Consider the following 21,775-nt stretch of genomic DNA (forward strand, 5'->3'; position numbering starts at 1 on the left):
CAACACAGCCGTGAATCAGGCGACTGTCGAGGTACCGATGGTCCGGGCCGACCGGGTCTGCAAGAGCTTCGGGGCGCTGCAGGTCCTCAAAGGGGTCAGCCTGGAGGTGGCACGCGGTGAGGTTTTGTGCCTGATCGGGCCGTCGGGGTCGGGTAAGTCGACCTTCCTGCGGTGCGTCAACCATCTGGAGGTCGTCAACGCCGGCCGGTTGCATGTCGACGGCGAGCTCATCGGCTACCGCGAGCGTGCCGGGAAGCTGTACGAGATGAGTCCCAAGGACGCTGCGAAACAGCGCCGCGACATCGGCATGGTGTTCCAGCATTTCAACCTGTTCCCGCATCGGACCGCGCTGGAGAACATCATCGAGGCGCCGATCCAGGTCAAGCGGCAGTCGCGCAAGGCCGCGACCGAACGGGCCCGTGAACTGCTGGACCGGGTTGGTCTGGCCGACAAGGCGGACGCCTATCCCGCGCAGCTGTCGGGCGGACAGCAACAGCGGGTGGCAATCGCGCGCGCCCTGGCGATGGATCCGAAGCTGATGCTGTTCGACGAGCCGACGTCGGCACTCGATCCCGAACTCGTCGGCGACGTGCTCGGGGTGATGCGGGAGTTGGCCGCGTCGGGGATGACGATGCTGGTGGTCACCCACGAGATGGGGTTCGCCCGCGAGGTCGCCGATCAACTCGTCTTCATGGACGGCGGTGTGGTCGTGGAACACGGTGATCCGCGTGAGCTTCTGTCGAATCCGCAGCACGAACGCACCCAGGGTTTCCTGTCGAAACTCCTCTGACCGGAGCCGCCGTCACTCCGGTTTGTGGCTGCAGAAGATCGCGGTGCCAGGAAAGTAGCTGCCGCGCAACGGACTCCACTGTCCCCAGATCCGATCGAAACCCTCGGGCCACTCTGGTTCGACGATGTCGTCGAGGATCAGACCTGCGCCACGGATCTCGCGAACGCGATCGCCGACAGTCCGGTGGTGTTCGACGTAGGTGATCGTGCCGGCATCGTCGGTCTCGGTGTAGGGCGTGCGGTTGAAATAGGGGATCGACACGGTCAAGCCGTCGGGGCCGGGATCGTCGGGGAACATCCAGCGCATCGGGTGGTTGACCGAGAAGACCCACCGCCCGCCGGGCCGCAGTACCCGGGCCACCTCGGCCATCACCTCGGCCGAGTCGGCGACGAAGGGGATCGCCCCGAACGAGGAACAGACGGTGTCGAAGGATTCGTCGGCGAAGGGCAGCCGCTCGGCGGTGGCCTGGACCAACGGGACACGCTGATCGTCGCGGGCCATCGCGGCGACGCCGATCGCCAGCATCTGGCCGGACAAGTCCACGCCGACCGCGTGCGCGCCGTTTCGCTGCAACCAGCGCGCGCACGGTGCCGAGCCGCATCCGATCTCCAGAATGTGGCGGCCCTCGATCGGGCCGAGGAGGTGGGCGTCGGCCTCGCGAATACCTTCAGGGCACCAGACGAAGTCGCCGCCTGCCTGCTCGTTGCCCAGGAATTCGCCGTGTTCGCGGTGGTACTCCACGGCGTCGGAATCCCACCAGGAGCGGCTGGCCCGCATACTCGCATCGGAGTCGACGTCGGTCAGGATCCGGGGTGCGCGGGGCGGTTCGGGACTGTCGTGTTGCACGCGTCGATGATAGATACCGGTGCGCTCGGGTCCCTGTCAGCACGCCCACCCGGCGAGGATGTGATCGGTCCGGGCGCGACCATCCCAGCGGCGCAACGCGGTGAAGGTGAATTCGTGGTCACCGGTCGGCGCGTGCGCGAGAACCTCGAGCGCGGCGCCGACCTGCGTCGCGGTCATCCGCCGGGCAATCGTGATGTGCGGGGTCCAGGCCCCGGGCGCGGTGTGACCGAAGGGCAGGGTCGGCGCGCCGGAATCGTCCGTGCCGACGAAGGGCGAACTCAGCCGCCACACCGTGGCGTGGATCGACAGCAATTCGGTGGACGGTACGACCAGTCGGGCCAGGGTGTGATGAGTGCCAGCGCCGAAGACGAGCGGGGCTCCGAGGATGGCCCGCAGCGGGAGTCGCTGTGCCACCGGGGAGAGTGTGGCGTCCGCGCCGGGACGGATATGCGCGGCGGCCAGCAGCGTGACATGGGGTCGGTTGGTCGACGACCGTACCTGCCGTGCGCTGGGCAGGCCTGCCTCGTCCAATGCCGACCATTGGCCGGACAGCAGCGATTCGGTCGCCGTGTCGAGGAGCAGTTCGAGTGAATCGGCCACGGCCCGAAGTCAACCAGAACGCGGCGGTACCTACCTCACATGCAGAGGGTGATCAGCTCGGTACAGCCGGGTCCGTAGGTGTTGCATTTCTGGATCGCCGCCTCGCGGACCTGCGCGCGCGGGAGGGATGCGGACCAGTAGCCGGTCGGGCCCCAGCCGCTTCCCGAGGTGCCCACCGACACCGACCCGCAATACCCGGTCTGGATGCCCACCCAGCCGCAATAGCTGTCCGATGGCCAGCCCGCATTCCAGATGCTCTGGTTGCAGGCTCCGACGGCCAGGTTCTTGGCGGTGGTCGGGTCGGAGTAGTTGAGCCGGGTCGCGTAGGCGCGGGATCCGGAAAAGGCGATCGCCCCGTACCGGATCGGTTCGGGGGTGGTTGTGGTCGTCGTCGGGATGGTGGGAGTGGTTGTCGTCGGATAGCTGGGGTCGCTGTCGGACTCCGACGAACCGTCACCGGGAGGGGTGGAATCGCGATCGGAATCACTGGGTGCCGACGTCGACATCCCGGGTATCCGGGACATACCGGGGAGGTTGGGGTGGGCCCCCGCACTCGATCCACCATCGGAGGAATCGTCGGCGCCGAGCCGGATCATCACCATCAGCCCGCCGACGAGCAGCACCCCGACGAGCACGATCGATCCGACGAGCAGGAACGCGTTGGTGTTGCTGTCCTTGTTCATTGGACCCCCGTATCGATATTTCCCGCGTTCATCTGTGCCCCCACCATGTCAATCCCGCACCCGTTCGCTCGTGCACACATCTGTGTACGGCGTTTGCCCAGGACAACCGGTCTGGCGTAGTGTTGCACGCGCGCGGAACCTATTCCGCGCCGTCGTCGTGCCCGGGTCGTCAATCGGGTGTGCCGACGAACTGTACCTACTACACACCTGTCCGGAGCAACTCAACATATGTCGTCCCCCACGATCACCTCGCCGCAAGTAGCCATCAATGACATTGGCTCGGCGGAGGATTTTCTCGCCGCGATCGACTCCACGATCAAGTACTTCAACGATGGTGACATCGTCGAAGGCACCATCGTCAAGGTCGACCGGGACGAGGTTCTGCTCGACATCGGTTACAAGACCGAAGGCGTCATCCCTTCTCGCGAACTGTCGATCAAGCACGACGTCGACCCCAATGAGGTCGTCAACGTCGGTGACGAGGTCGAGGCCCTGGTCCTCACCAAGGAGGACAAAGAAGGCCGCCTGATCCTGTCCAAGAAGCGTGCGCAGTATGAGCGTGCGTGGGGCACCATCGAAGAGCTCAAGGAAAAGGACGAGGCCGTCAAGGGCACCGTCATCGAGGTCGTCAAGGGCGGCCTGATCCTGGACATCGGCCTGCGTGGCTTCCTCCCGGCATCGCTGGTGGAGATGCGTCGCGTCCGCGACCTCCAGCCGTACATCGGCAAGGAGATCGAGGCCAAGATCATCGAGCTCGACAAGAACCGCAACAACGTGGTCCTGTCGCGTCGCGCCTGGCTGGAGCAGACCCAGTCCGAGGTTCGCAGCGAGTTCCTGCACCAGCTGCAGAAGGGCCAGGTCCGCAAGGGCGTCGTGTCCTCGATCGTCAACTTCGGCGCATTCGTCGATCTCGGCGGCGTCGACGGTCTGGTTCACGTTTCCGAGCTGTCCTGGAAGCACATCGATCACCCGTCCGAGGTTGTCGCCGTGGGCGACGAGGTCACCGTCGAGGTCCTCGACGTCGATCTGGATCGCGAGCGGGTTTCGCTGTCGCTCAAGGCGACTCAGGAAGATCCGTGGCGTCAGTTCGCCCGCACCCACGCCATCGGCCAGATCGTGCCCGGCAAGGTCACCAAGCTGGTGCCGTTCGGCGCGTTCGTCCGTGTCGACGAGGGCATCGAGGGTCTGGTCCACATCTCCGAGCTGGCCGAGCGCCACGTCGAGGTGCCGGATCAGGTTGTCGCCGTCAACGACGATGCGATGGTCAAGGTCATCGACATCGACCTCGAGCGTCGTCGTATCTCGCTGTCGCTGAAGCAGGCCAACGAGGACTACACCGAGGAGTTCGACCCCTCGAAGTACGGTATGGCCGACAGCTACGACGAGCAGGGCAACTACATCTTCCCGGAGGGCTTCGACGCCGACACCAACGAGTGGCTCGAAGGCTTCGAGAAGCAGCGTGAGGCATGGGAGGCCCGGTACGCCGAGGCCGAGCGTCGCCACAAGATGCACACCGCTCAGATGGAGAAGTTCGCGGCTGCCGCCGCCGAGGCCGCCAACGCCCCGACCGACTACTCCTCCGCTTCGGAGAGCCGCTCGGGTGCTGCTGCACCGTCGACCGGTGGCTCGCTGGCCAGCGACGAGCAGCTTGCCGCACTGCGCGAGAAGCTGTCGGGCAACGCCTGATAGGTCCGCTCAGCAGAGCTGAACGAAGGCCCTCCCGGATTTCCGGGAGGGCCTTCCTCATATCCGGGTCCGCCCGGGGTCTACTCAGTCGTGCGCCGGTCGCCGTCGGCGTGGCCGCAGCAGATAGCGGTAGATGCGGTCGAGGCGTGGGGGGTCGGCCTTCTCTGGGTCGACGAGCGCGTTCTCGGCCAGCGCCGACGACTCGTCATCGGTCTTCTCGCGTGTGAATTCGGACAGTGTCTTCCCGGCACCGCGCAACGAGTCGATGGCGGTGACGAGAGAACCGCGTTCGGCGATCGCGGAGTCGAGTGCACCGGGGCCGACGTCGAGATGTTCGGCGAGCAGCCGGGTTCGGAAGGCGGAGATCGTCGCGCGCACGTCGGCGTCGTCATTGTCGGGGAGCAGTGCGTCGATCGCGACATCACATTCGGTGTCGAACCCCAGGGAACGGTTGTTGAGGTTGGACGAGCCGATCCGCAACAGATCGTCGTCGGCGATCAATACCTTCGCGTGCACATAGATGGGTGATCCGGCGGAGGTGACCGGGTAATAGGCGCGGAATCGGTTATGAACGTCTGCGCGCCACAGGAGGCGGAGCAATTCATGCCGCGCACCGTCCATGGCCTGCCGTTCGATCTGGCCGTCGGCGTGCCGCGGCAGTACCAGTACGATGTCGGGCCCGTCGGTTTCGCGGAGCCGATCGGCCAGGGCTTCAGCGATGCGTCGGGCGGCGAGATACTGGCTTTCCACGTAGATCGTGTGCCGGGCCGCGGCGATTGCGGCGAGGTAGAGGCGGCGGATCTCGTCGACTTCGGGCCGGTCGTCGTATTCGGGCATGGTGCGCGCCACGGCCACCTGTCGTCCGGTGAAGTCTGGTGTCAGGTCGCTGGGCCAGATGGCGTCGGTGCCGGCCGGTAGGGGCGCCAACCGTTCGCCGGTGGCCGCGGCCCACCGTTCGTAGGCGACCTCGGCGATGGCGCGGGCGGCGCTGCCGTCCAGGGCGAGCGTGACGTCGTGCCATGGGTCGTATTCCTCACCCGACGGTTCGACGCGATGGGGATCTTGCGGTCGGTGCGCGGAGGTGTCCCACCGGTCGATGGTGATGTCGATGCCGCCGCAGAACGCCAAGGTGTCATCGATCACCGCGATCTTCTGATGGTGGGCTGCGGCTACCGGGTGTGCGGCATCGATTCGATAATGCAAACGACGGTGCGTGAACAGGTCCTGGAGGAATGGGGGTGCCATGCCCCGCAGGACGGCGGTGAACGCACCGACATTCCATCGCAGGACGTAGATCTCGAGGCCGGGTCGATGGGTCACCAGCCAGGACAGGAATGCGCCGAGTTCGTCCGGGATATCGGGATCGCCGGCGGTCGGTGTGAGGCGAATGCGGGTGTCGAAGTCCCAGCCGATCATGATGACTCGTCGACGTGCTTGCAGCAGTGCGGATTTCGCGTGCCGGAAGTAGTCGTCGGCGTCGACGATGGTCGCGATCCGGTCGGCGTGCGCGATCGCCCGGCAGGTGTCGCCGGGAACCACCACGGGCTGTGTACGGGCCATCGAGCCATTCTGACCCACGGATGCCGCGATTCGGTGGAAGCCCGGGGCCGAACCCATCAGTTGTTGACAATAATTTTCATTAACCTGTTGACTGTCGCGGTGCAGATACAACAGACGAAACGGACACGACGGACCTTCCGGGCGGCCTGCCTGCTGACCGGGGTCGGGGTTCTCGCGGCGACGCTCGCAGCGTGTGGCGGCGATGATGGGGATTCCACCGCATCTGGTGACGCGTCCGCAGGTGCGGCGACCAGCGCGGCCGAACAGCAAGGGCCGACGCCACGGCTGGCGCTCAGCTATGACGGCGGGATCATCGTGGTCGACGCCGCATCCATGCGCCAGGTCGCGGATCTGCCGGTCGAGGGTTTCATCCGACTCAACACCGCCGCCAACGGCCGACACGTGTTCGTCTCGGAGAGTGACGGATTCCGCGTTCTGGATATGGGCACCTGGACAAGGAAACACGGCGACCATGGGCATCACTACGTGACCACGCCGCGGTTGACCGAGATGCGATTCGGTGGTGCCGAACCCGGACACGTGGTGCCACACGACTCGCGGATCACCCTGTTCAGCGATGGCACCGGTCAGGTCGACATCGTCGAACCCGCCGAACTGCTGCGCGGCAACGCCAAGGCCACGAGTTTCACCGTGCCGACGCCACACCACGGGGTCGCGGTGGCGCGGGGCGACGGCAGCTTGGTGGTGACTGTCGGCAACGAGGATTCCCGGTCCGGTATCGCGATCCTCGACCGCAACCGCGCCGAGGTCGCCCGCAACGATCAATGTCCGGGCGTCCACGGGGAAGCGGCGGCCTCCGACGGCGTGCTCACCTTCGGTTGCCAGGACGGTATTCTCGTCGTGCGCGGTAACGAGATCCGCAAGATCGCCAGCCCGGATGCGTACGGACGGATCGGCAACCAGGCCGGCGCCGAGGATTCGCCGATCGTCTTCGGCGACTACAAGACCGATGCCGATGCGGAGATCGAACGGCCGAATCGGTTCAGCCTCACCGACACCCGCACCGGTACGTTGCGGATCGTGCCCTTCGCATCGAGCTACAGCTTCCGCTCGATAGAGCGTGGACCCGGCGGTGACGCCGTTCTTCTCGGCACCGACGGGGCGGTTCACGTCATCGATACCGTCACGGCGACGACGACGCGGCGGATCCCGGTCATCGGGGCATGGGCCGAACCTGAACGCTGGCAGTCGGCGATGCCGAACATCTTCGTGCAGGGCCCCATCGCCTACGTCAGCGACCCGGCGACCAAAACCCTGACCGCGGTGAACCTGACGACCGGGGAGAAGGTCGGCCAGATGTCGCTGCCACATCCGACGATCGAACTGACCGGGGTCACCGGCTGAGTCGTGACCGGTGCCGCCGGGCGGTCGCCGGGGCTTGAGTGTCCGGCGCATCCCAGTAGGGTGAGGGCGTGATTCGACTGGGACTGACCGGCGGCATCGGGGCCGGAAAATCGACTGTGGCGGCGACCTTCGTGGATCGGGGCGCCTACATCATCGATGCGGACAAGATCGCGCGCGAGGTCGTCGCGCCCGGGTCGATGGGACTGACGCAACTGGTCGAGGCGTTCGGCGACGCCATCGTGGCCGCGGACGGTTCGCTGGACCGGCCGGCGTTGGCGGCCAAGGCATTCGCCGACGATGCGTCGCGAGCCACACTGAACGGGATCACCCACCCGCTGATCGGCGCGCGCACCCAGGAACTGCTCGACGCGGCCCCAGATGACGCGATCGTGGTGCAGGACATCCCGCTGCTGGTGGAGAACCACACCGCCCCGTTCTTTCACCTCGTGGTCGTCGTACACGCCGATGAGGATCTACGGTTGCATCGCCTGACCACGATGCGCGGCGTAGACGAGGCCGATGCGCGAGCGCGCATCGCAGCGCAGGCCACCGAGGAGCAGCGCCGGGCGGTTGCCGACGTCTGGCTCGACAACTCCGGCTCCGCCGAGGACCTCGCGGCTGCCGCCGCGCGGCTGTGGGATGAGCGATTGATGCCGTTCGAGGCCAACGTACGGTCGCGGACCGTGGCCGTGCCGATCCCCGCGCTGGTCGACGCCGATCCGAATCCGGCGGCCCTGCCGAGTCGGCTGAGCAACCGGCTGTGGGCGATCGTGGGGGACAAGGCGGTTGCCGTCGACGCAGGTTCCGTGCGGGGATCGATACCGCGTCTGCGGGTCACCGTCCGCGATGACGACGCCGCGTCGAAGCTCGTGGATTTGCTGCCGGCCGGTGGTTTTCCGGCTGTCGCGGAGGGCGTGTACGGCGCCGCCGATCCCGGGCGGCCCGCCGAGGTCACGGTCGTCGTCACAGACTGATCTGCGTCCGCCTATTCGGGCCGCATCGTTAGCCCAACTTGTTATCGTCACGTGAGCGGCGTCACTCGATGCTGCCCCGCGGGCGTTTGTGCCGGCGGGCGGAACGGTCGAAAGTGGTCGGGGACAACCATGTTGAACAAGAGTGCGCGGATTTGTCGTGTCCGGATGAGTGCTGCGTTTGTCGCCATCGCGGGTGCGGCACTGCTGGCGGCGCCGACGGCGGCGGTCGCGGAACCCTACGAGGATCCGTCGACGCCGTCGGTGACAGTGCCCGAAGGCGGTCTGGTGACCGGCGTTGCGATCACCACACCCATCGGCTACGGATCGGTGGCCGGGCACCTCGGCGCGGGATGTGGATACCGGGTGGCGGCGATGATCGGCGACCTGTCGTCGTCGGCACCGAAGGTGGCCATCACCGCGCGGCGGGCGGGTGGCAGTGCGAAGACGATCGTCCGGGCCGCCACTCCGCAGTCGGTCGTCTCCGGGACGTGGGTCCCCCTGTCGCCGGGTAGCTACACGATTACCGCCACCCAGGGCTCGTCGAGCCGTTCCATCCAGGCGCAGGTGGGGATCGGGCTGCAGTTCCCGTCCTTCTTCGGCAAGGGGCAGTGCGCCGTCCTGATTCCCTGACGCGGTGAACCCTGCGGCGTTCGCCGGGTGTCGGAACGCCTGTGGGTCAGTGGGCAGCCTGCGACGCCCAGAAGACCTCGCCGCCCGCGCTGGCGTCCAGCCAGGCCTGCACATCATGCCGGTACTCGGCCGCACCGACCAGGGCGCGGGTCGCGATGGTGACTGCCGCCTCGCAGTCGGGCAGACCGAGCAGGCCGGCGTGGTGGGCTTCGAACAGTTCGTCGACGTCGACCAGTTCCAGGGGCCGCCCGGGCACATCCACCAGGTCGAGATACCAGTCCTCGGCGTGCCAGCGGCCGTGGTCGTCGGGTCCGCCGAACCGGCCGACGTCGAGGTAGAGACGTTGACCGTCGCGGTGTCCGGCGGTGAAATGGAAGATGTTGGCCCGCAGGCCGAGAGTCGGCAGAAGCCAGGACTCCAGGTGGAAGAACCGGGGATGGTCGGCGGTGCGGGACATGTACAACCCGTACGGGGTCACCTCGTAGCGTTCGACGGGGCGGACGAAACCCTTGTTGTCGGTATTCGTCATCGCCGGAACGTCGAAGATCTCGCGTTTGGGGGGATGAAGGTGGCCGCCGGTGTCGGTCATAGCCGAACCCTAGCCGGTGCCGCCCACACCGGCCGGGTGCCGCGGGGGACCCGCGCGGAACATATCTGTCGGGGGTCGCGTTTACGCTGGCATCATGGCCTTTGCTTCTGAACAGCCAGTGGTGGCGCACTCCGAGTTCCGCCCGCTCGGTGAGATTGAACGCGCCGAGGCGCGCTTCGAGGTGGTCAGCGAGTACGAGCCGGCCGGTGACCAGCCCGCCGCCATCGATGACCTGGAGAAACGGATCACCGCGGGGGAGAAGGACATCGTCCTGCTCGGTGCCACCGGCACCGGTAAATCGGCCACCACCGCGTGGCTGATCGAACGGTTGCAGCGCCCCACGCTGGTCATGGCGCCGAACAAGACGCTGGCAGCGCAGCTCGCCAACGAACTCCGCGAGATGCTGCCGAATAATGCCGTCGAATACTTCGTCTCGTATTACGACTACTACCAACCCGAGGCGTATATCGCGCAGACCGACACCTACATCGAGAAGGACTCGTCGATCAACGACGACGTCGAACGTCTGCGTCACTCGGCGACGTCGAGCCTGCTCTCCCGCCGCGATGTGGTGGTGGTCGCGTCGGTGTCGTGCATCTACGGTCTCGGCACACCGCAGTCGTACCTGGATCGTTCGGTGTCGATGGCGGTCGGTGACGAGATCGACCGGGACGCGTTGCTTCGCCTGCTGGTCGATGTGCAGTACAGCCGCAACGACGTCTCGTTCACCCGCGGTGGTTTCCGGGTGCGCGGGGACACCGTTGAGATTATCCCCTCCTACGAGGAACTCGCCATTCGGATCGAGTTCTTCGGTGACGAGGTCGAAGCGCTCTACTACCTCCACCCCCTGACCGGAGATGTTGTGCGGCAGGTTGATTCGCTACGGATCTTCCCGGCGACCCACTATGTCGCGGGTCCCGAGCGGATGGAGCGGGCGATGGCGAGCATCGAGACCGAACTCGAGGAACGCCTTGCCGATCTGGAAGGACGGGGCAAGCTGCTGGAGGCGCAGCGGCTGCGGATGCGCACCACCTACGACCTGGAGATGATGCGTCAGGTCGGATTCTGCTCGGGTATCGAGAACTATTCGCGCCACATCGACGGACGTGCCGCGGGCAGCGCGCCTGCGACGCTCATCGACTACTTTCCCGAGGACTTCCTCCTCGTCATCGACGAATCCCACGTCACGGTGCCGCAGATCGGCGGCATGTACGAGGGCGACATGTCGCGCAAGCGTAACCTCGTCGAATTCGGATTCCGGCTGCCCTCCGCGGTGGACAACCGCCCACTGACCTGGGATGAGTTCGTGGACCGTATCGGCCAGACCGTCTATCTGTCGGCGACGCCCGGTGCATACGAATTGGGCCAGTCCAATGGCGAATTCGTGGAACAGGTCATCCGGCCGACCGGCCTGGTCGACCCGGAGGTCGTGGTGAAACCCACCAAGGGGCAGATCGACGATCTGGTCCACGAGATTCGCACACGGACCGACCGCGATGAACGTGTGCTGGTCACCACGCTGACCAAGAAGATGGCCGAGGATCTCACCGACTACCTACTCGAACTCGGTATTCGCGTTCGTTACCTGCACTCCGAGGTCGACACCCTGCGCCGCGTCGAACTGCTCCGGCAGCTACGCTCCGGTGAATACGACGTCCTAGTCGGAATCAACCTGCTCCGTGAGGGTTTGGACCTTCCCGAGGTCTCCCTGGTGGCAATCCTGGACGCCGACAAAGAAGGGTTCCTGCGCAGCACCACCTCGCTGATCCAGACCATTGGTCGTGCCGCGCGCAACGTGTCCGGCGAAGTGCATATGTATGCCGACAAGATCACCGACTCGATGCGCAACGCGATCGAGGAGACCGAACGGCGGCGAGAAAAGCAGGTCGCCTACAACAAGGAGCACGGCATCGACCCGAAGCCGTTGCGCAAGAAGATCGCCGACATCCTCGATCAGGTGTACCGGGAGGCCGACGACGAGGTCGCGGTCGGTGGCTCCGGACGCAACGCCAGTCGCGGTCGCCGGGCACAGGGTGAGGTGTCCAAGGCGAGTAGCGCCGGGGTCATCGAGAAGCGTGATGTGTCGTCGATGCCGCGCGCCGAACTCGCCGATCTGGTCGCCCAGCTGACCGACCAGATGATGAATGCGGCACGCGATCTCCAGTTCGAACTCGCCGGGCGTCTTCGCGACGAGATCGCCGATCTCAAGAAGGAACTCCGGGGTATGGACGCGGCGGGCATCAAATAGAACATGCAGGTAAGGGGCCGAACGGGGTTCGAGGATTTGTGCCGATCGCCACGATATGCGGACAATTTCGGCAGGGGCCAACTAATGTCGCTGTCCAAGGACCCTGAAGTGTGGGGATGGCACGAGTCCTGCTGGAGGGCAGTGGGGCGGATAACTTGCTGGAAGGCTGGGAATGAGCGCATACACGACCGTCGTGGTGGGTACGGACGGATCCGAGTCGTCGATGAAGGCGGTGGAGCGCGCGGGTGCGCTGGCGGGTGAGAAGGCCCAGCTGGTGATCGCGTGCGCCTATTTCCCCAACGACCGTGGCAGCGGTGACGCCACCGACATCCTCAAGGATGAGGCATACCAGGTGACCGGGTCGACGCCGACCGAGGAGATCCTGCGGTCGGCGAAGGAGCGGGCCACCAAGGCCGGTGCCCACCTCGTCGTGCAGCGCCCGGTGAAGGGCGCGCCGGTCGATGCGCTGCTGCAGCTCGTCGTCGACACCCAAGCCGACCTGCTCGTGGTCGGTAACCGAGGCCTGAACTCGATCGCCGGACGTCTACTGGGTTCGGTACCCGCCGACGTCGCGCGCAAGGCCGCCTGCGACGTGCTGATCGTCCACACCACCGGATAACACCACCGCCGAGCACCACAATGGCCGGGCCGCACGTATGCGGCCCGGCCATTGTGCGTCGGTAGCGAGTCCGTCCAGGTTCTGGTCAGTCAGTTCCGGGGGCCGGAAAGCCGCCGGCACGCCCAAGTAGTGCAGGCACTGCCTTCTCCAGTCGTCCGCCCAGCCAGGCAGCCGCATCGACCAGCGCACCCATGTCGACGCCGGTTGCAACTCCCGACCGATCCAGCGCGTAGAGCAGATCCTCGGAAGCGATATTGCCGGTCGCGGCCGGCGCGAACGGGCAACCGCCGAAGCCTCCGATACTTGCATCGAGGGCGGCGGCACCGGTGTCGAGTGCGGTCAGCGCATTGGCGTAGCCGGTGTTGCGGGTGTTGTGGAAATGCCAGCGTTGAGGGATGCCGGGCGCGTGTTCGTCAGCCTCGGCGGCCAGTGCCCGGACCTGCGCGGGAACCCCGACCCCGATCGTGTCGGCGAGAGCGATCTCATCCGGCGGGGCCGCCGACACCAGTTGGTCGATGATCTTGCCGATCCAGGCGGATTCGACCTCTCCGGAGAACGGGCACCCGAACGCTGTCGCGATGGTCACCGTGCTGGCGATACCTGCGGCACGGGCGTCGCGCACGATATCGATTGCCGCCGAGATTCCTTCTGCGACACTGCAGCCCTGATTGCGTTGACTGAACTCCTCGGTAGACACCACCACCACGTTCACCTCGTCGACCCCGGCGGCCACCGCACGGTCGAGACCACGGCGGTTGAGGACCAGGCCGATGTAGGAGACGTCGTCACGACGGGGTACGGCGGCCAACACCTCCTCGGCGCCGGCCATCTGCGGCACGCGCTTGGGATTGACAAAGCTGACCGCCTCGACGCGGCGGACCCCGGCATCGACAGCCCGAACGATCAGTTCGACCTTCTCGTCGACGGTGAGCAGCTTCTGCTCGTTCTGCAACCCGTCGCGCGGTCCGACCTCGATCAGCTGCACAGTATCCATGGATCCCATAGTGCACCCCGGTCGGGTCCACGCACAGACCGGTCCGCTACTCCGTCGGCAGATCTGCCAGTTCGTCGGGGAGGTCGCCGGAGTGGATGACGACCAGACGCTGAGTCGCACGGGTCAGCGCAACGTAGAGGTCGCTGTATCCGCGTGGGGACTGGGCGATCATCGCCGCGGGGTCGATGACGACGGTGTTGTCGAACTCCAGACCCTTGCAACTGCGCACGGTATAGACCCGTGGCGGGTCGGGCAGCCCGGCCCCGTCGATGGCGGCGGTGATCGTATCCTGCAGATATTCGGGGACGATGAACGCGGTGAGACCTGGATAGGTGCGTGCGGCCACTTCGGCGGCGGTGGCGGCGAGATCATCGGTGACGATGCCGACCGGATCGATAGCGTTGCGACGCAACGAGGTCGGCGGTGTCTCGGGTCCGCCGATCCGGGCCAGTACCCGAGTCGCGTACTCCATGATCTCCCCGGGGGTCCGGTAGTTGACCGTCAGCTCGCGCAGCTGCCAGCGGTTGGCGACATACGGCTGCAGGACCTCACCCCAGGATCGGGTGCCCGCGGCGTCGCTGGTCTGGGCGGTGTCGCCGATGATGGTCATCCACCGATTCGGTATGCGCCGCATGATCATCCGCCACGCCATCGCCGACAGCTCCTGAGCCTCGTCGACGATGACGTGCCCGAAGGTCCAGGTCCGGTCGCCGTAGGCGCGTTCGGCGGTAGTGGTACGACGTGTCTCGGTCTGGCGGGCCGCCAACTGTTCGGCGTCGATGAGGTCGTAGGCCATCAGGATCTCGGGATCCAACTCGTCTTCGAGGTCCTGCGGCGCCGAACCGGTCAGGATGTCCAGGGCGTCCTGGGCCTCGGCCAGTTGTCGTCGCCAGCGGCGTCGTTCGGCCTGCTCCGCCTCGTCGGTGCCATAGCCGATCAACTCGGCCAATTCGTCGAGCAGCGGAACGTCGGCGGGGGAGAAGTCTGCTCCGTCCGACGACCACGGGCCAACCGGGCGCAGCAGCGCCGCACGATCCTCCGCGGACCAGCCGGTCGTCGCCCGACGGATGGCGGATTCGTCGGTCAAGAAGTCGCGCAGCATGTCCTGCGGTGCCAACATCGGCCAGTACTCGACCAAGGCGGCCCGCAGTTCGGAGTCGCGGCCCATGTCGTCGCGGATGTCGGCGATGTCACCGGAACTGAGTAGTTGCGAACCGTCGAGCAGGCTCGCGCCGATCGCACGGGAGTGGCGGGCGGCCAATTCGTCGAGCGCGGCCCGCACGAAGGTCCGCTGGGCGAGGTTGTGGGCGCGGCGGGTGCTGCGCGCCTTGGCGCGAGCGATCTTGATCAGCGCCGAGTCGATCGTGACCTGGTAGCCGTCGAAGTCAACCTCGACCGGTCGAGATGGCAGTGACTCACGCGCCCGGACCGCGCGTTTGAGGACGTCGACCATCCGCAGTCCACCCTTCACCGACGCCGTCGCACGCGACTCGGCGGCTTCCGCCCGGACCCCGGGGAACAGGTTTCCGACGGTCGACAGCAGCACCCCGGACTCGCCGAGCGAGGGGAGGACCTGGCCTATGTAGTTCAGGAAGTCGTCATTGGGTCCGACGATGAGAATGCCACTGCGGGACAGGATCTCGCGGTGGGTGTACAGGAGGTAGGCGGCCCGGTGCAGTGCGACCGCGGTCTTGCCGGTGCCCGGTCCGCCCTGGATCACGGTCACACCGCGATGGGTGGACCGGATGATCAGATCCTGCTCGCGCTGAATGGTCTCGACGATGTCGGTCATCTCGCCGGTGCGTGCGGCATTGAGCGCCGACACCAGCGCGGACTCGTTGACGACATCGCCGTGACCGACGTCGTCGGCGCCGACATCGGGTCCGGTCAGCCGTTCGTCGGAGATACCGCGCACCTTGCGGCTGCGGGTGCGGATATGCCGCCGCCGGGCGACGTCCTCGGGTGCGGCCGGCGTCGCGAGATAGAAAGGACGCGACAGCGGTGCGCGCCAATCCAAGAGCAGCGTGGTGTCGCCTGCGTCGTCGTCGAGGACGCCGATACGGCCGATCCGGCGGATCTCACCGTCGTCCAGATCGAGACGCCCGAAGTACAAGTTGTGTTCGGCGGCATCGAACTTGGCGAGATCCTCGGTGTACATCCGCTCGTAGGATTCGCGTTCGGACAATGCCTGCGGAGTGCCCGCGGATTCGGTCAGCGTCGCCGACAGCCGCCGGCGGGTGTTGGCGCGCATGCGATCGAGTCGGCCGTAGACCTGATCCAGGTGCTCCTGCTCCTCATCGATACGCGGATCGGTGTCGGCGGTCTCCGGGGTCGTCGCCGTCATCGGATGACCTCGGAGCCGAACGTGTCACAGGCGGCGAGGGTGCGCATCTGTGCGGTGATCGACCGGGCGACCGCCGGATCGGCAAGGCGCGCACAGACATCGGTGGCCGTCCCGGCGAGACGATCGTCGGTCAGCCGGTGGTACAGCCAATCGATGACGGTCTGCTGGGTGCCGAAGGCGAGTGGGGTGGAGGTGTCCGGGTCCGCAAGCGCGCCGTGACGCGAGAAATACATCGAGAAGTCACTGCCCTCGTGCTGGAAGAGATGGTCTGGCGTTGTCACTGTTCGTCGATCGTAGTTGGGTTCGGTGGCGTCGAGCGCATCGAGGGCGGTCGCGTCGAGCCATGCGGCGGCGGTCACCAGGCGGTGCCCGGGGGCGGGCACCGGGGTCGCCGGGATGTAGCCGCGGGCGGACACATGCGCGGAATGGCCGACGGCGAATCCGGCGATGACGACGCGGTACAGCGGTATCCGGTCGAGGCCGAGTTTCACCGCCATGACCTGTGTCGACGCGTTGGATCCGACCGCAACCACCAGACGGTGGTAGCGATCGGGTGCCGGGGGCAATGGCGGGAGCGAATCGGCGGGTGCCCTCACCCACGGGTAGTCGGCTGCCCGCGGGTGGGGGCTGTGGTGACGTGGACCGGCTATGACCGTGCCCGAATCTCTCGGCGCGCGGCGTTACCCCAACGTCGGCGGGAGTCGTCGGCTCGATGTGCGGCGGCCGCGGCCCGATGCGCAGCCGTCTCGGCGAGGTGACGGGCACCCTCGGCCAGTTCGGGAGCGCGCAGCCGCGCCGCGTCGGCGAGTTCGGCCGACCGTTCTCGCGCGGCCTGGGCGAGTTCGGGACCGTGTTCGCGCACCAGCGCCGCGGCCTGCTCGGACTGTTCGGAAACGCGGTCGGCGCCCTGGTGCAGGAGATCGCCGACCTGGCTCCCGTAACGCTGTGCCGCCGTCGGCGCATCGCTGCTCGGCAAGGCGTCGGCGACCGCATGGCCGACCTCGACTGCTTTGCGACGTCCGCGCCATGCCAGCGACGGCTTGCCCTCGGTGTCCGCCGCGGTGATGAGGAGACCGCCCAGCAGACTCAGATTCTTGAGGAACTGAGTGCGTTGCTGCACACGCCGGGCCGGGTCCTGCTCGGCCCAGAACGGATGACCGGCCACCGTGGTCGGCACCAGCGACCCGGCCAGCACGGCCGCGGCCGCCCGCGGATACTTGCCGGTCGCCAGTAGGACCCCGCTCCCGACCTGGATCGCGCCGTTGATGCGGACGAGTACCTCAGGGTCGGTCGGGACCTTCGCTCGCACCTCGTCGGACAGGACCGCCGCCGACGAGTCGACGAATCCCTGTGCGATGTCGGCCTTCGGGGCGGGATTGCGCAGAGCGTCGATGCCGGAGGCGACGAACACACTGGCGAGCATCGGGCGGGCGATACGGCGGAGAATCATCGAATCACGACCTTCGGTGGTTGTGTGCTGGGTTTCGTGTGCGTGTTGATCGTCTGGTGTCTGAAATTTCAGTGGGTCGAGCTTTTCGGACCATCCACGCTACCCGCTTCCGCCATCGGTCGGAGTCGGCTCGGCGGTTGCCGGCCGTCGAAACCGGTGTCTACCAGCCGCGTTCGCGCCACTCCGGCAGTGCGGGGCGTTCGGTTCCCACCGTGGTGTCCTTCCCGTGTCCGGGATAGACGACGGTCGAGTCGGCGAATCGGTCGAAGATCTTGGTGCTGACATCGTCGAGGAGGGTCTCGAAGTCACCGGGCTGCCAGGTCTTGCCGACGCCGCCGGGGAACAGTGAGTCGCCGGTGAACAGATGGACCACGTCGCCATCGGTGAGGGCCAGTGCAATCGATCCGGGGGTGTGTCCGACGAGGTGGATCGCCACGAAGTCCAGGTCGCCGATGGTGATGACGTCCCCGTCGTCGACCAGGCGGTCGGGGGTCACCGGCAGTTCCTCGGCGTCGAGGCGGCCGGCGGCGGTCGGGACACCCAGTTCGGCCGACACCTTCTCCAGTGCCTGCCAGTGGTCGAAGTGACGGTGCGTGGTGAAGATCAGCTTCGGCGCGCCGGGCAGCGCGTCGAGGACGGTGAGGATCTCCTCGGCGTCGTTGGCGGCGTCGATGACCAGCTGGTCGCCGGTTGCACGCGAGGTGACCACGTAGACGTTGTTGTCCATCGGTCCGACGGACAGCTTGACGATGGTCGCCGCATCCAGGGTGCGGCGCTGCGGGGTAGACGATTCGGAGAGGTCGCCGGTGTAGTCGTCGGTGAGGAGTGATGCTGATTGGCCCATGGCTCACACAGTAGTGACGCAGCGCACCACATGCGCGCGGGTCATCGGGATGTCGAGGGACGGTAGACGGCAGGCGAAACACCGAAAACGGGTGGTCAGGGCCACAGTTTCCGGGTGCGTGACGCGGGTATCTTGGATTCGAGGACACCCGCCGGTCGCCTGCGGGCGGTCGCCGTCCTGGTCCAGCCGCCGATTCTGTCGGTGCCCGCGGCTACGGTGATCGTCGGGATCCGTATGCGGCGACCGAGACGCAGCGGTGACGTGACGACCGGTGTACCCAGCCGATGGCCTGACCGACGTGAATGAAGGACTGTAGTGGTTGACCGTTTGATCGTGCGTGGAGCACGGGAACACAATCTGCGCGGCATCGACGTGGACCTGCCCCGGGACAGCCTCATCGTCTTCACGGGCCTATCCGGGTCGGGGAAGTCGTCGCTCGCCTTCGACACCATCTTCGCCGAAGGGCAGCGCCGCTATGTCGAGTCGCTGTCGGCCTACGCGCGCCAGTTCCTCGGCCAGATGGACAAGCCTGACGTCGACTTCATCGAGGGCCTCTCGCCGGCGGTGTCCATCGACCAGAAGTCCACCAACCGCAACCCGCGGTCGACGGTCGGCACCATCACCGAGGTCTACGACTACCTGCGACTCCTCTATGCCCGCGCCGGCCGGGCACACTGCCCGGACTGTGGCGAACTGATCGCGAAGCAGACGCCCCAGCAGATCGTCGACCAGATCCTCGATATGGAGCAGGGCACCAAGTTCCAGGTCCTCGCGCCGGTCGTGCGGACCCGCAAAGGCGAATTCGTCGATCTCTTCGGTGAATTGCAGACCCAGGGATTCGCCCGCGCCCGCATCGACGGCGTGATCCATCAGCTCGCCGACCCGCCCAAGCTCAAGAAGCAGGAGAAGCACGACATCGAGGTCGTCGTCGACCGCCTCGTCGTGAAGCCCACCGCCAAACAGCGCATGACCGACTCGATCGAGACGGCACTGCGGCTCGCCGACGGGATCGTCGTGCTCGACTTCGTCGACCTCGACGAGGACGACGCCGACCGGGAGCGCCGCTTCTCCGAGCGGATGGCCTGCCCGAACGGCCATCCGATCGCCATCGACGACCTGGAACCGCGATCGTTCTCCTTCAACTCGCCCTACGGCGCCTGTCCCGACTGCGACGGCCTCGGCGTGCGCAAGGAGGTCGATGAAGATCTCGTCGTCCCCGACCCGGATCTGTCGCTGTCCGAAGGGGCTGTCGCCCCGTGGGCGGGCGGGCACAACGCCGACTACTTCCTCCGACTGATGTCGGGTCTGGCCGACCAGATGGAGTTCGACGTCGACACCCCGTGGCGAAAGCTGCCGATCAAGGCTCGTCGAGCGATCCTCAACGGCAGCGACCATCAGGTGCACGTCAAATTCCGCAACCGCTACGGCCGGACACGCTCGTATTACACCGAATTCGAAGGTGTGATGTCGTTCCTGAGTCGGCGGATGGACCAGACCGAATCCGAGCAGATGAAGGAACGCTACGAGGGCTATATGCGCGACGTGCCGTGCCCGGCCTGTTCGGGTGCCCGGTTGCGTCCGGAAATCCTTTCAGTCACTCTCGATCACCCCACTCAGGGACCGAAGTCGATCGCCGAGGTGTGTGCCCTGTCGGTCGCCGAATGCGCCGACTACCTCGGCGACCTGCAACTCGACGAACGTCAACGCGCGATCGCCGGCCGCGTCCTCAAAGAGGTGCAGGCCCGGATCAGGTTCCTACTCGACGTCGGACTGGAGTACCTGTCGCTGTCGCGGGCCGCCGGTTCACTGTCCGGCGGTGAGGCCCAGCGCATCCGACTCGCCACCCAGATCGGGTCCGGGCTGGCCGGGGTGCTCTACGTTCTCGATGAGCCGTCCATCGGACTACACCAGCGTGACAACCGCAGGCTCATCGACACCCTGACCCGATTGCGCGATCTGGGCAACACGCTCATCGTCGTCGAACACGACGAGGACACCATCCGGTCGGCCGACTGGATCGTCGACATCGGGCCGCGCGCCGGCGAACACGGCGGTCACGTGGTGCACAGCGGTTCGTACAAGGATCTGCTCAAGAACCGTAAGTCGCTAACCGGTGCCTACCTGTCGGGCCGCGATGTCCTGCCGATTCCCGAGATCCGACGACCCATCTCGCGGAAGAGGCAGCTCACGGTGGTCGGGGCGCGCGAACACAACCTGCGCGGCATCGACGTCGACTTCCCACTCGGCGTGCTCACCGCGGTCACCGGTGTCTCCGGATCGGGTAAGTCGACGCTGGTCAACGACATCCTGGCGACCGTGCTGGCCAACAAGCTCAACGGGGCCCGTCAGGTGCCCGGTCGGCACACCCGCGTCAAGGGGCTCGATCACCTCGACAAGCTCGTCCAGGTCGACCAGTCACCGATCGGCCGCACCCCGCGGTCCAACCCGGCGACCTACACCGGCGTGTTCGACAAGATCCGCACCCTGTTCGCGGCCACCACAGAAGCCAAGGTGCGTGGCTATCAGCCCGGACGGTTCTCGTTCAACGTCAAGGGCGGCCGCTGCGAGGCATGCACCGGTGAGGGCACCATCAAGATCGAGATGAACTTCCTGCCGGATGTGTACGTGCCGTGCGAGGTCTGCCACGGGGCGCGCTACAACCGGGAAACCCTGGAAGTGCACTACAAGGGCAAGACCATCTCCGAGGTACTCGACATGCCGATCGAGGAGGCCGCCGACTTCTTCGAACCGGTGACCTCGATTCACCGCTACCTCAAGACCCTCGTCGATGTCGGTCTCGGTTACGTCCGGCTCGGGCAGCCGGCGCCGACGCTCTCCGGCGGTGAGGCACAGCGCGTGAAGCTGGCCGCCGAACTGCAGAAGCGTTCGACCGGCCGCACCGTGTACATCCTCGACGAGCCGACCACCGGTCTGCATTTCGAGGACATCAAGAAGCTGCTCGCGGTGATCAACGGTCTGGTCGACAAGGGCAACACGGTGATCGTCATCGAGCACAACCTCGACGTCATCAAGACCGCCGACTGGATCATCGACATGGGCCCGGAAGGGGGCAGTGGCGGCGGCATGGTCGTCGCCGAAGGCGTACCGGAAGAGGTTGCGGCCGAACCGATGAGCCACACCGGAAAGTTCCTCGCCGAGATCCTGTACGGGTAGTTTGCGAGGTTGCCGGGCCGACGATGATCGCGCAGTGCTTATTGCGGCAACGTGAAGCGACGGGCCGGGTCACCGGCTAATGGCCGCCTCAGGGAAATGGCGGAAGTAACAGTCAGACGGGATCTTCTGACGTTTGTGTGGGTGGATTGTCACCATGGTAGCTGTGGGCATGTGCCGTCGCGGGTGAGGTCGGCCATGGCGTTGAGTGCTTCGGGGGTGTGAAATCCGTAGGCACGCTTGGTCAATGCCCGTAGGAACGTGTTAGACACACCAAACCTTAAGCGAGACACCGGTGTTGCACCCTACGCCACCCGCAAATCGCTCACAACTACGTCACAAGAGCCGTCAGATGTCCGTCTTGTGGACATAGTCGACGAGA

Annotated in this window: 18 protein-coding genes; 8 read left to right on the top strand and 10 right to left on the bottom strand. The window is 66.1% G+C overall.

What is annotated here, in order from left to right:
• The first annotated feature begins 37 nt into the window (after positions 1-37).
• The gene (locus QSJ18_RS15615) at positions 38-790 is read left to right on the top strand and encodes an amino acid ABC transporter ATP-binding protein (protein WP_286327508.1); all 753 of its coding nucleotides are present in this window, start codon (positions 38-40) and stop codon (positions 788-790) included.
• 12 nt (positions 791-802) lie between these two features.
• Here the strand turns inward: QSJ18_RS15615 and QSJ18_RS15620 are convergent, their stop codons facing one another.
• From QSJ18_RS15620 to QSJ18_RS15630, 3 genes are read right to left on the bottom strand one after another with little or no spacing between them, the layout of a single operon-like run.
• Positions 803-1,636 (bottom strand): class I SAM-dependent methyltransferase, encoded by an 834-nt coding sequence (locus QSJ18_RS15620; RefSeq protein WP_286327485.1) that lies wholly within the window; start codon positions 1,634-1,636, stop codon positions 803-805.
• Between the two features lie 36 nt (positions 1,637-1,672).
• Complete coding sequence (locus QSJ18_RS15625; protein ID WP_286327486.1) at positions 1,673-2,236, bottom strand: 2'-5' RNA ligase family protein; 564 nt, start codon at positions 2,234-2,236, stop codon at positions 1,673-1,675.
• Positions 2,237-2,271: 35 nt separating this feature from the next.
• On the bottom strand, positions 2,272-2,919 hold the full coding sequence (locus QSJ18_RS15630; protein WP_286327487.1) for a DUF4189 domain-containing protein: 648 nt from the start codon (positions 2,917-2,919) through the stop codon (positions 2,272-2,274).
• A gap of 228 nt (positions 2,920-3,147) precedes the next feature.
• On the opposite strand from QSJ18_RS15630, the gene rpsA reads away from it, so the two are divergent.
• Positions 3,148-4,605, top strand: a complete 1,458-nt coding sequence (gene rpsA, locus QSJ18_RS15635) for a 30S ribosomal protein S1 (RefSeq protein ID WP_286327488.1) — start codon at positions 3,148-3,150, stop codon at positions 4,603-4,605.
• Positions 4,606-4,689: 84 nt separating this feature from the next.
• Here the strand turns inward: rpsA and QSJ18_RS15640 are convergent, their stop codons facing one another.
• The gene (locus QSJ18_RS15640; RefSeq protein ID WP_286327489.1) at positions 4,690-6,165 is read right to left on the bottom strand and encodes a phospholipase D-like domain-containing protein; all 1,476 of its coding nucleotides are present in this window, start codon (positions 6,163-6,165) and stop codon (positions 4,690-4,692) included.
• A gap of 105 nt (positions 6,166-6,270) precedes the next feature.
• Between QSJ18_RS15640 and aztD the strand changes: the two genes are divergently transcribed.
• The 3 genes from aztD (at position 6,271) to QSJ18_RS15655 (ending at position 9,134) form a co-directional block, all read left to right on the top strand.
• Entirely contained in the window at positions 6,271-7,530 is a 1,260-nt protein-coding gene (gene aztD / locus QSJ18_RS15645) for a zinc metallochaperone AztD (RefSeq protein WP_286327509.1), read from the top strand.
• A gap of 68 nt (positions 7,531-7,598) precedes the next feature.
• A complete protein-coding gene (gene coaE / locus QSJ18_RS15650; protein ID WP_286327490.1) occupies positions 7,599-8,504 on the top strand; it encodes a dephospho-CoA kinase in 906 nt (301 codons plus the stop codon).
• 165 nt (positions 8,505-8,669) lie between these two features.
• The gene (locus QSJ18_RS15655) at positions 8,670-9,134 is read left to right on the top strand and encodes a hypothetical protein (RefSeq protein WP_286327491.1); all 465 of its coding nucleotides are present in this window, start codon (positions 8,670-8,672) and stop codon (positions 9,132-9,134) included.
• Between the two features lie 46 nt (positions 9,135-9,180).
• On the opposite strand, the gene QSJ18_RS15660 is transcribed toward QSJ18_RS15655, so the two are convergent.
• The gene (locus tag QSJ18_RS15660) at positions 9,181-9,723 is read right to left on the bottom strand and encodes a ribonuclease FAU-1 family protein (RefSeq protein ID WP_286327492.1); all 543 of its coding nucleotides are present in this window, start codon (positions 9,721-9,723) and stop codon (positions 9,181-9,183) included.
• A 94-nt stretch (positions 9,724-9,817) separates the two neighbouring features.
• Between QSJ18_RS15660 and uvrB the strand changes: the two genes are divergently transcribed.
• Positions 9,818-11,971: an excinuclease ABC subunit UvrB gene (uvrB, locus tag QSJ18_RS15665; RefSeq protein WP_286327493.1), complete on the top strand. Its 2,154-nt coding sequence runs from the start codon at positions 9,818-9,820 to the stop codon at positions 11,969-11,971.
• A gap of 172 nt (positions 11,972-12,143) precedes the next feature.
• Positions 12,144-12,590: a universal stress protein gene (locus QSJ18_RS15670; protein WP_286327494.1), complete on the top strand. Its 447-nt coding sequence runs from the start codon at positions 12,144-12,146 to the stop codon at positions 12,588-12,590.
• Positions 12,591-12,675: 85 nt separating this feature from the next.
• On the opposite strand, the gene QSJ18_RS15675 is transcribed toward QSJ18_RS15670, so the two are convergent.
• The 5 genes from QSJ18_RS15675 to QSJ18_RS15695 form a co-directional block, all read right to left on the bottom strand.
• On the bottom strand, positions 12,676-13,584 hold the full coding sequence (locus tag QSJ18_RS15675) for a hydroxymethylglutaryl-CoA lyase (protein WP_286327495.1): 909 nt from the start codon (positions 13,582-13,584) through the stop codon (positions 12,676-12,678).
• Between the two features lie 46 nt (positions 13,585-13,630).
• Positions 13,631-15,928: a HelD family protein gene (locus tag QSJ18_RS15680; RefSeq protein ID WP_286327496.1), complete on the bottom strand. Its 2,298-nt coding sequence runs from the start codon at positions 15,926-15,928 to the stop codon at positions 13,631-13,633.
• The gene (locus tag QSJ18_RS15685; protein ID WP_286327498.1) at positions 15,925-16,461 is read right to left on the bottom strand and encodes a hypothetical protein; all 537 of its coding nucleotides are present in this window, start codon (positions 16,459-16,461) and stop codon (positions 15,925-15,927) included. Before QSJ18_RS15685 ends, QSJ18_RS15680 begins: the two co-directional genes overlap by 4 nt.
• A gap of 113 nt (positions 16,462-16,574) precedes the next feature.
• The gene (locus tag QSJ18_RS15690; RefSeq protein WP_286327499.1) at positions 16,575-17,378 is read right to left on the bottom strand and encodes a DoxX family protein; all 804 of its coding nucleotides are present in this window, start codon (positions 17,376-17,378) and stop codon (positions 16,575-16,577) included.
• A 160-nt stretch (positions 17,379-17,538) separates the two neighbouring features.
• Entirely contained in the window at positions 17,539-18,222 is a 684-nt protein-coding gene (locus tag QSJ18_RS15695; protein ID WP_286327500.1) for an MBL fold metallo-hydrolase, read from the bottom strand.
• Between the two features lie 315 nt (positions 18,223-18,537).
• Here QSJ18_RS15695 and uvrA point away from each other — a divergent pair, with 315 nt between their 5' ends.
• Positions 18,538-21,396, top strand: a complete 2,859-nt coding sequence (gene uvrA / locus QSJ18_RS15700) for an excinuclease ABC subunit UvrA (protein WP_286327501.1) — start codon at positions 18,538-18,540, stop codon at positions 21,394-21,396.
• The last annotated feature ends 379 nt before the right edge of the window (positions 21,397-21,775 follow it).

It is taken from the genome of Gordonia heveisoli (assembly GCF_030315745.1).
In the GTDB taxonomy this organism is placed as follows: domain Bacteria; phylum Actinomycetota; class Actinomycetes; order Mycobacteriales; family Mycobacteriaceae; genus Gordonia.

Coding starts and splice junctions, on each gene's coding strand:
- QSJ18_RS15615 (WP_286327508.1), top strand. CDS start 38: ATGGTCCGGGCCGACCGGGTCTGCAAGAGCTTCGGGGCGCTGCAGGTC.
- QSJ18_RS15630 (WP_286327487.1), bottom strand. CDS start 2,919: ATGAACAAGGACAGCAACACCAACGCGTTCCTGCTCGTCGGATCGATC.
- rpsA (WP_286327488.1), top strand. CDS start 3,148: ATGTCGTCCCCCACGATCACCTCGCCGCAAGTAGCCATCAATGACATT.
- QSJ18_RS15640 (WP_286327489.1), bottom strand. CDS start 6,165: ATGGCCCGTACACAGCCCGTGGTGGTTCCCGGCGACACCTGCCGGGCG.
- QSJ18_RS15655 (WP_286327491.1), top strand. CDS start 8,670: ATGAGTGCTGCGTTTGTCGCCATCGCGGGTGCGGCACTGCTGGCGGCG.
- QSJ18_RS15660 (WP_286327492.1), bottom strand. CDS start 9,723: ATGACCGACACCGGCGGCCACCTTCATCCCCCCAAACGCGAGATCTTC.
- uvrB (WP_286327493.1), top strand. CDS start 9,818: ATGGCCTTTGCTTCTGAACAGCCAGTGGTGGCGCACTCCGAGTTCCGC.
- QSJ18_RS15670 (WP_286327494.1), top strand. CDS start 12,144: ATGAGCGCATACACGACCGTCGTGGTGGGTACGGACGGATCCGAGTCG.
- QSJ18_RS15675 (WP_286327495.1), bottom strand. CDS start 13,584: ATGGATACTGTGCAGCTGATCGAGGTCGGACCGCGCGACGGGTTGCAG.
- QSJ18_RS15680 (WP_286327496.1), bottom strand. CDS start 15,928: ATGACGGCGACGACCCCGGAGACCGCCGACACCGATCCGCGTATCGAT.
- QSJ18_RS15690 (WP_286327499.1), bottom strand. CDS start 17,378: ATGATTCTCCGCCGTATCGCCCGCCCGATGCTCGCCAGTGTGTTCGTC.
- QSJ18_RS15695 (WP_286327500.1), bottom strand. CDS start 18,222: ATGGGCCAATCAGCATCACTCCTCACCGACGACTACACCGGCGACCTC.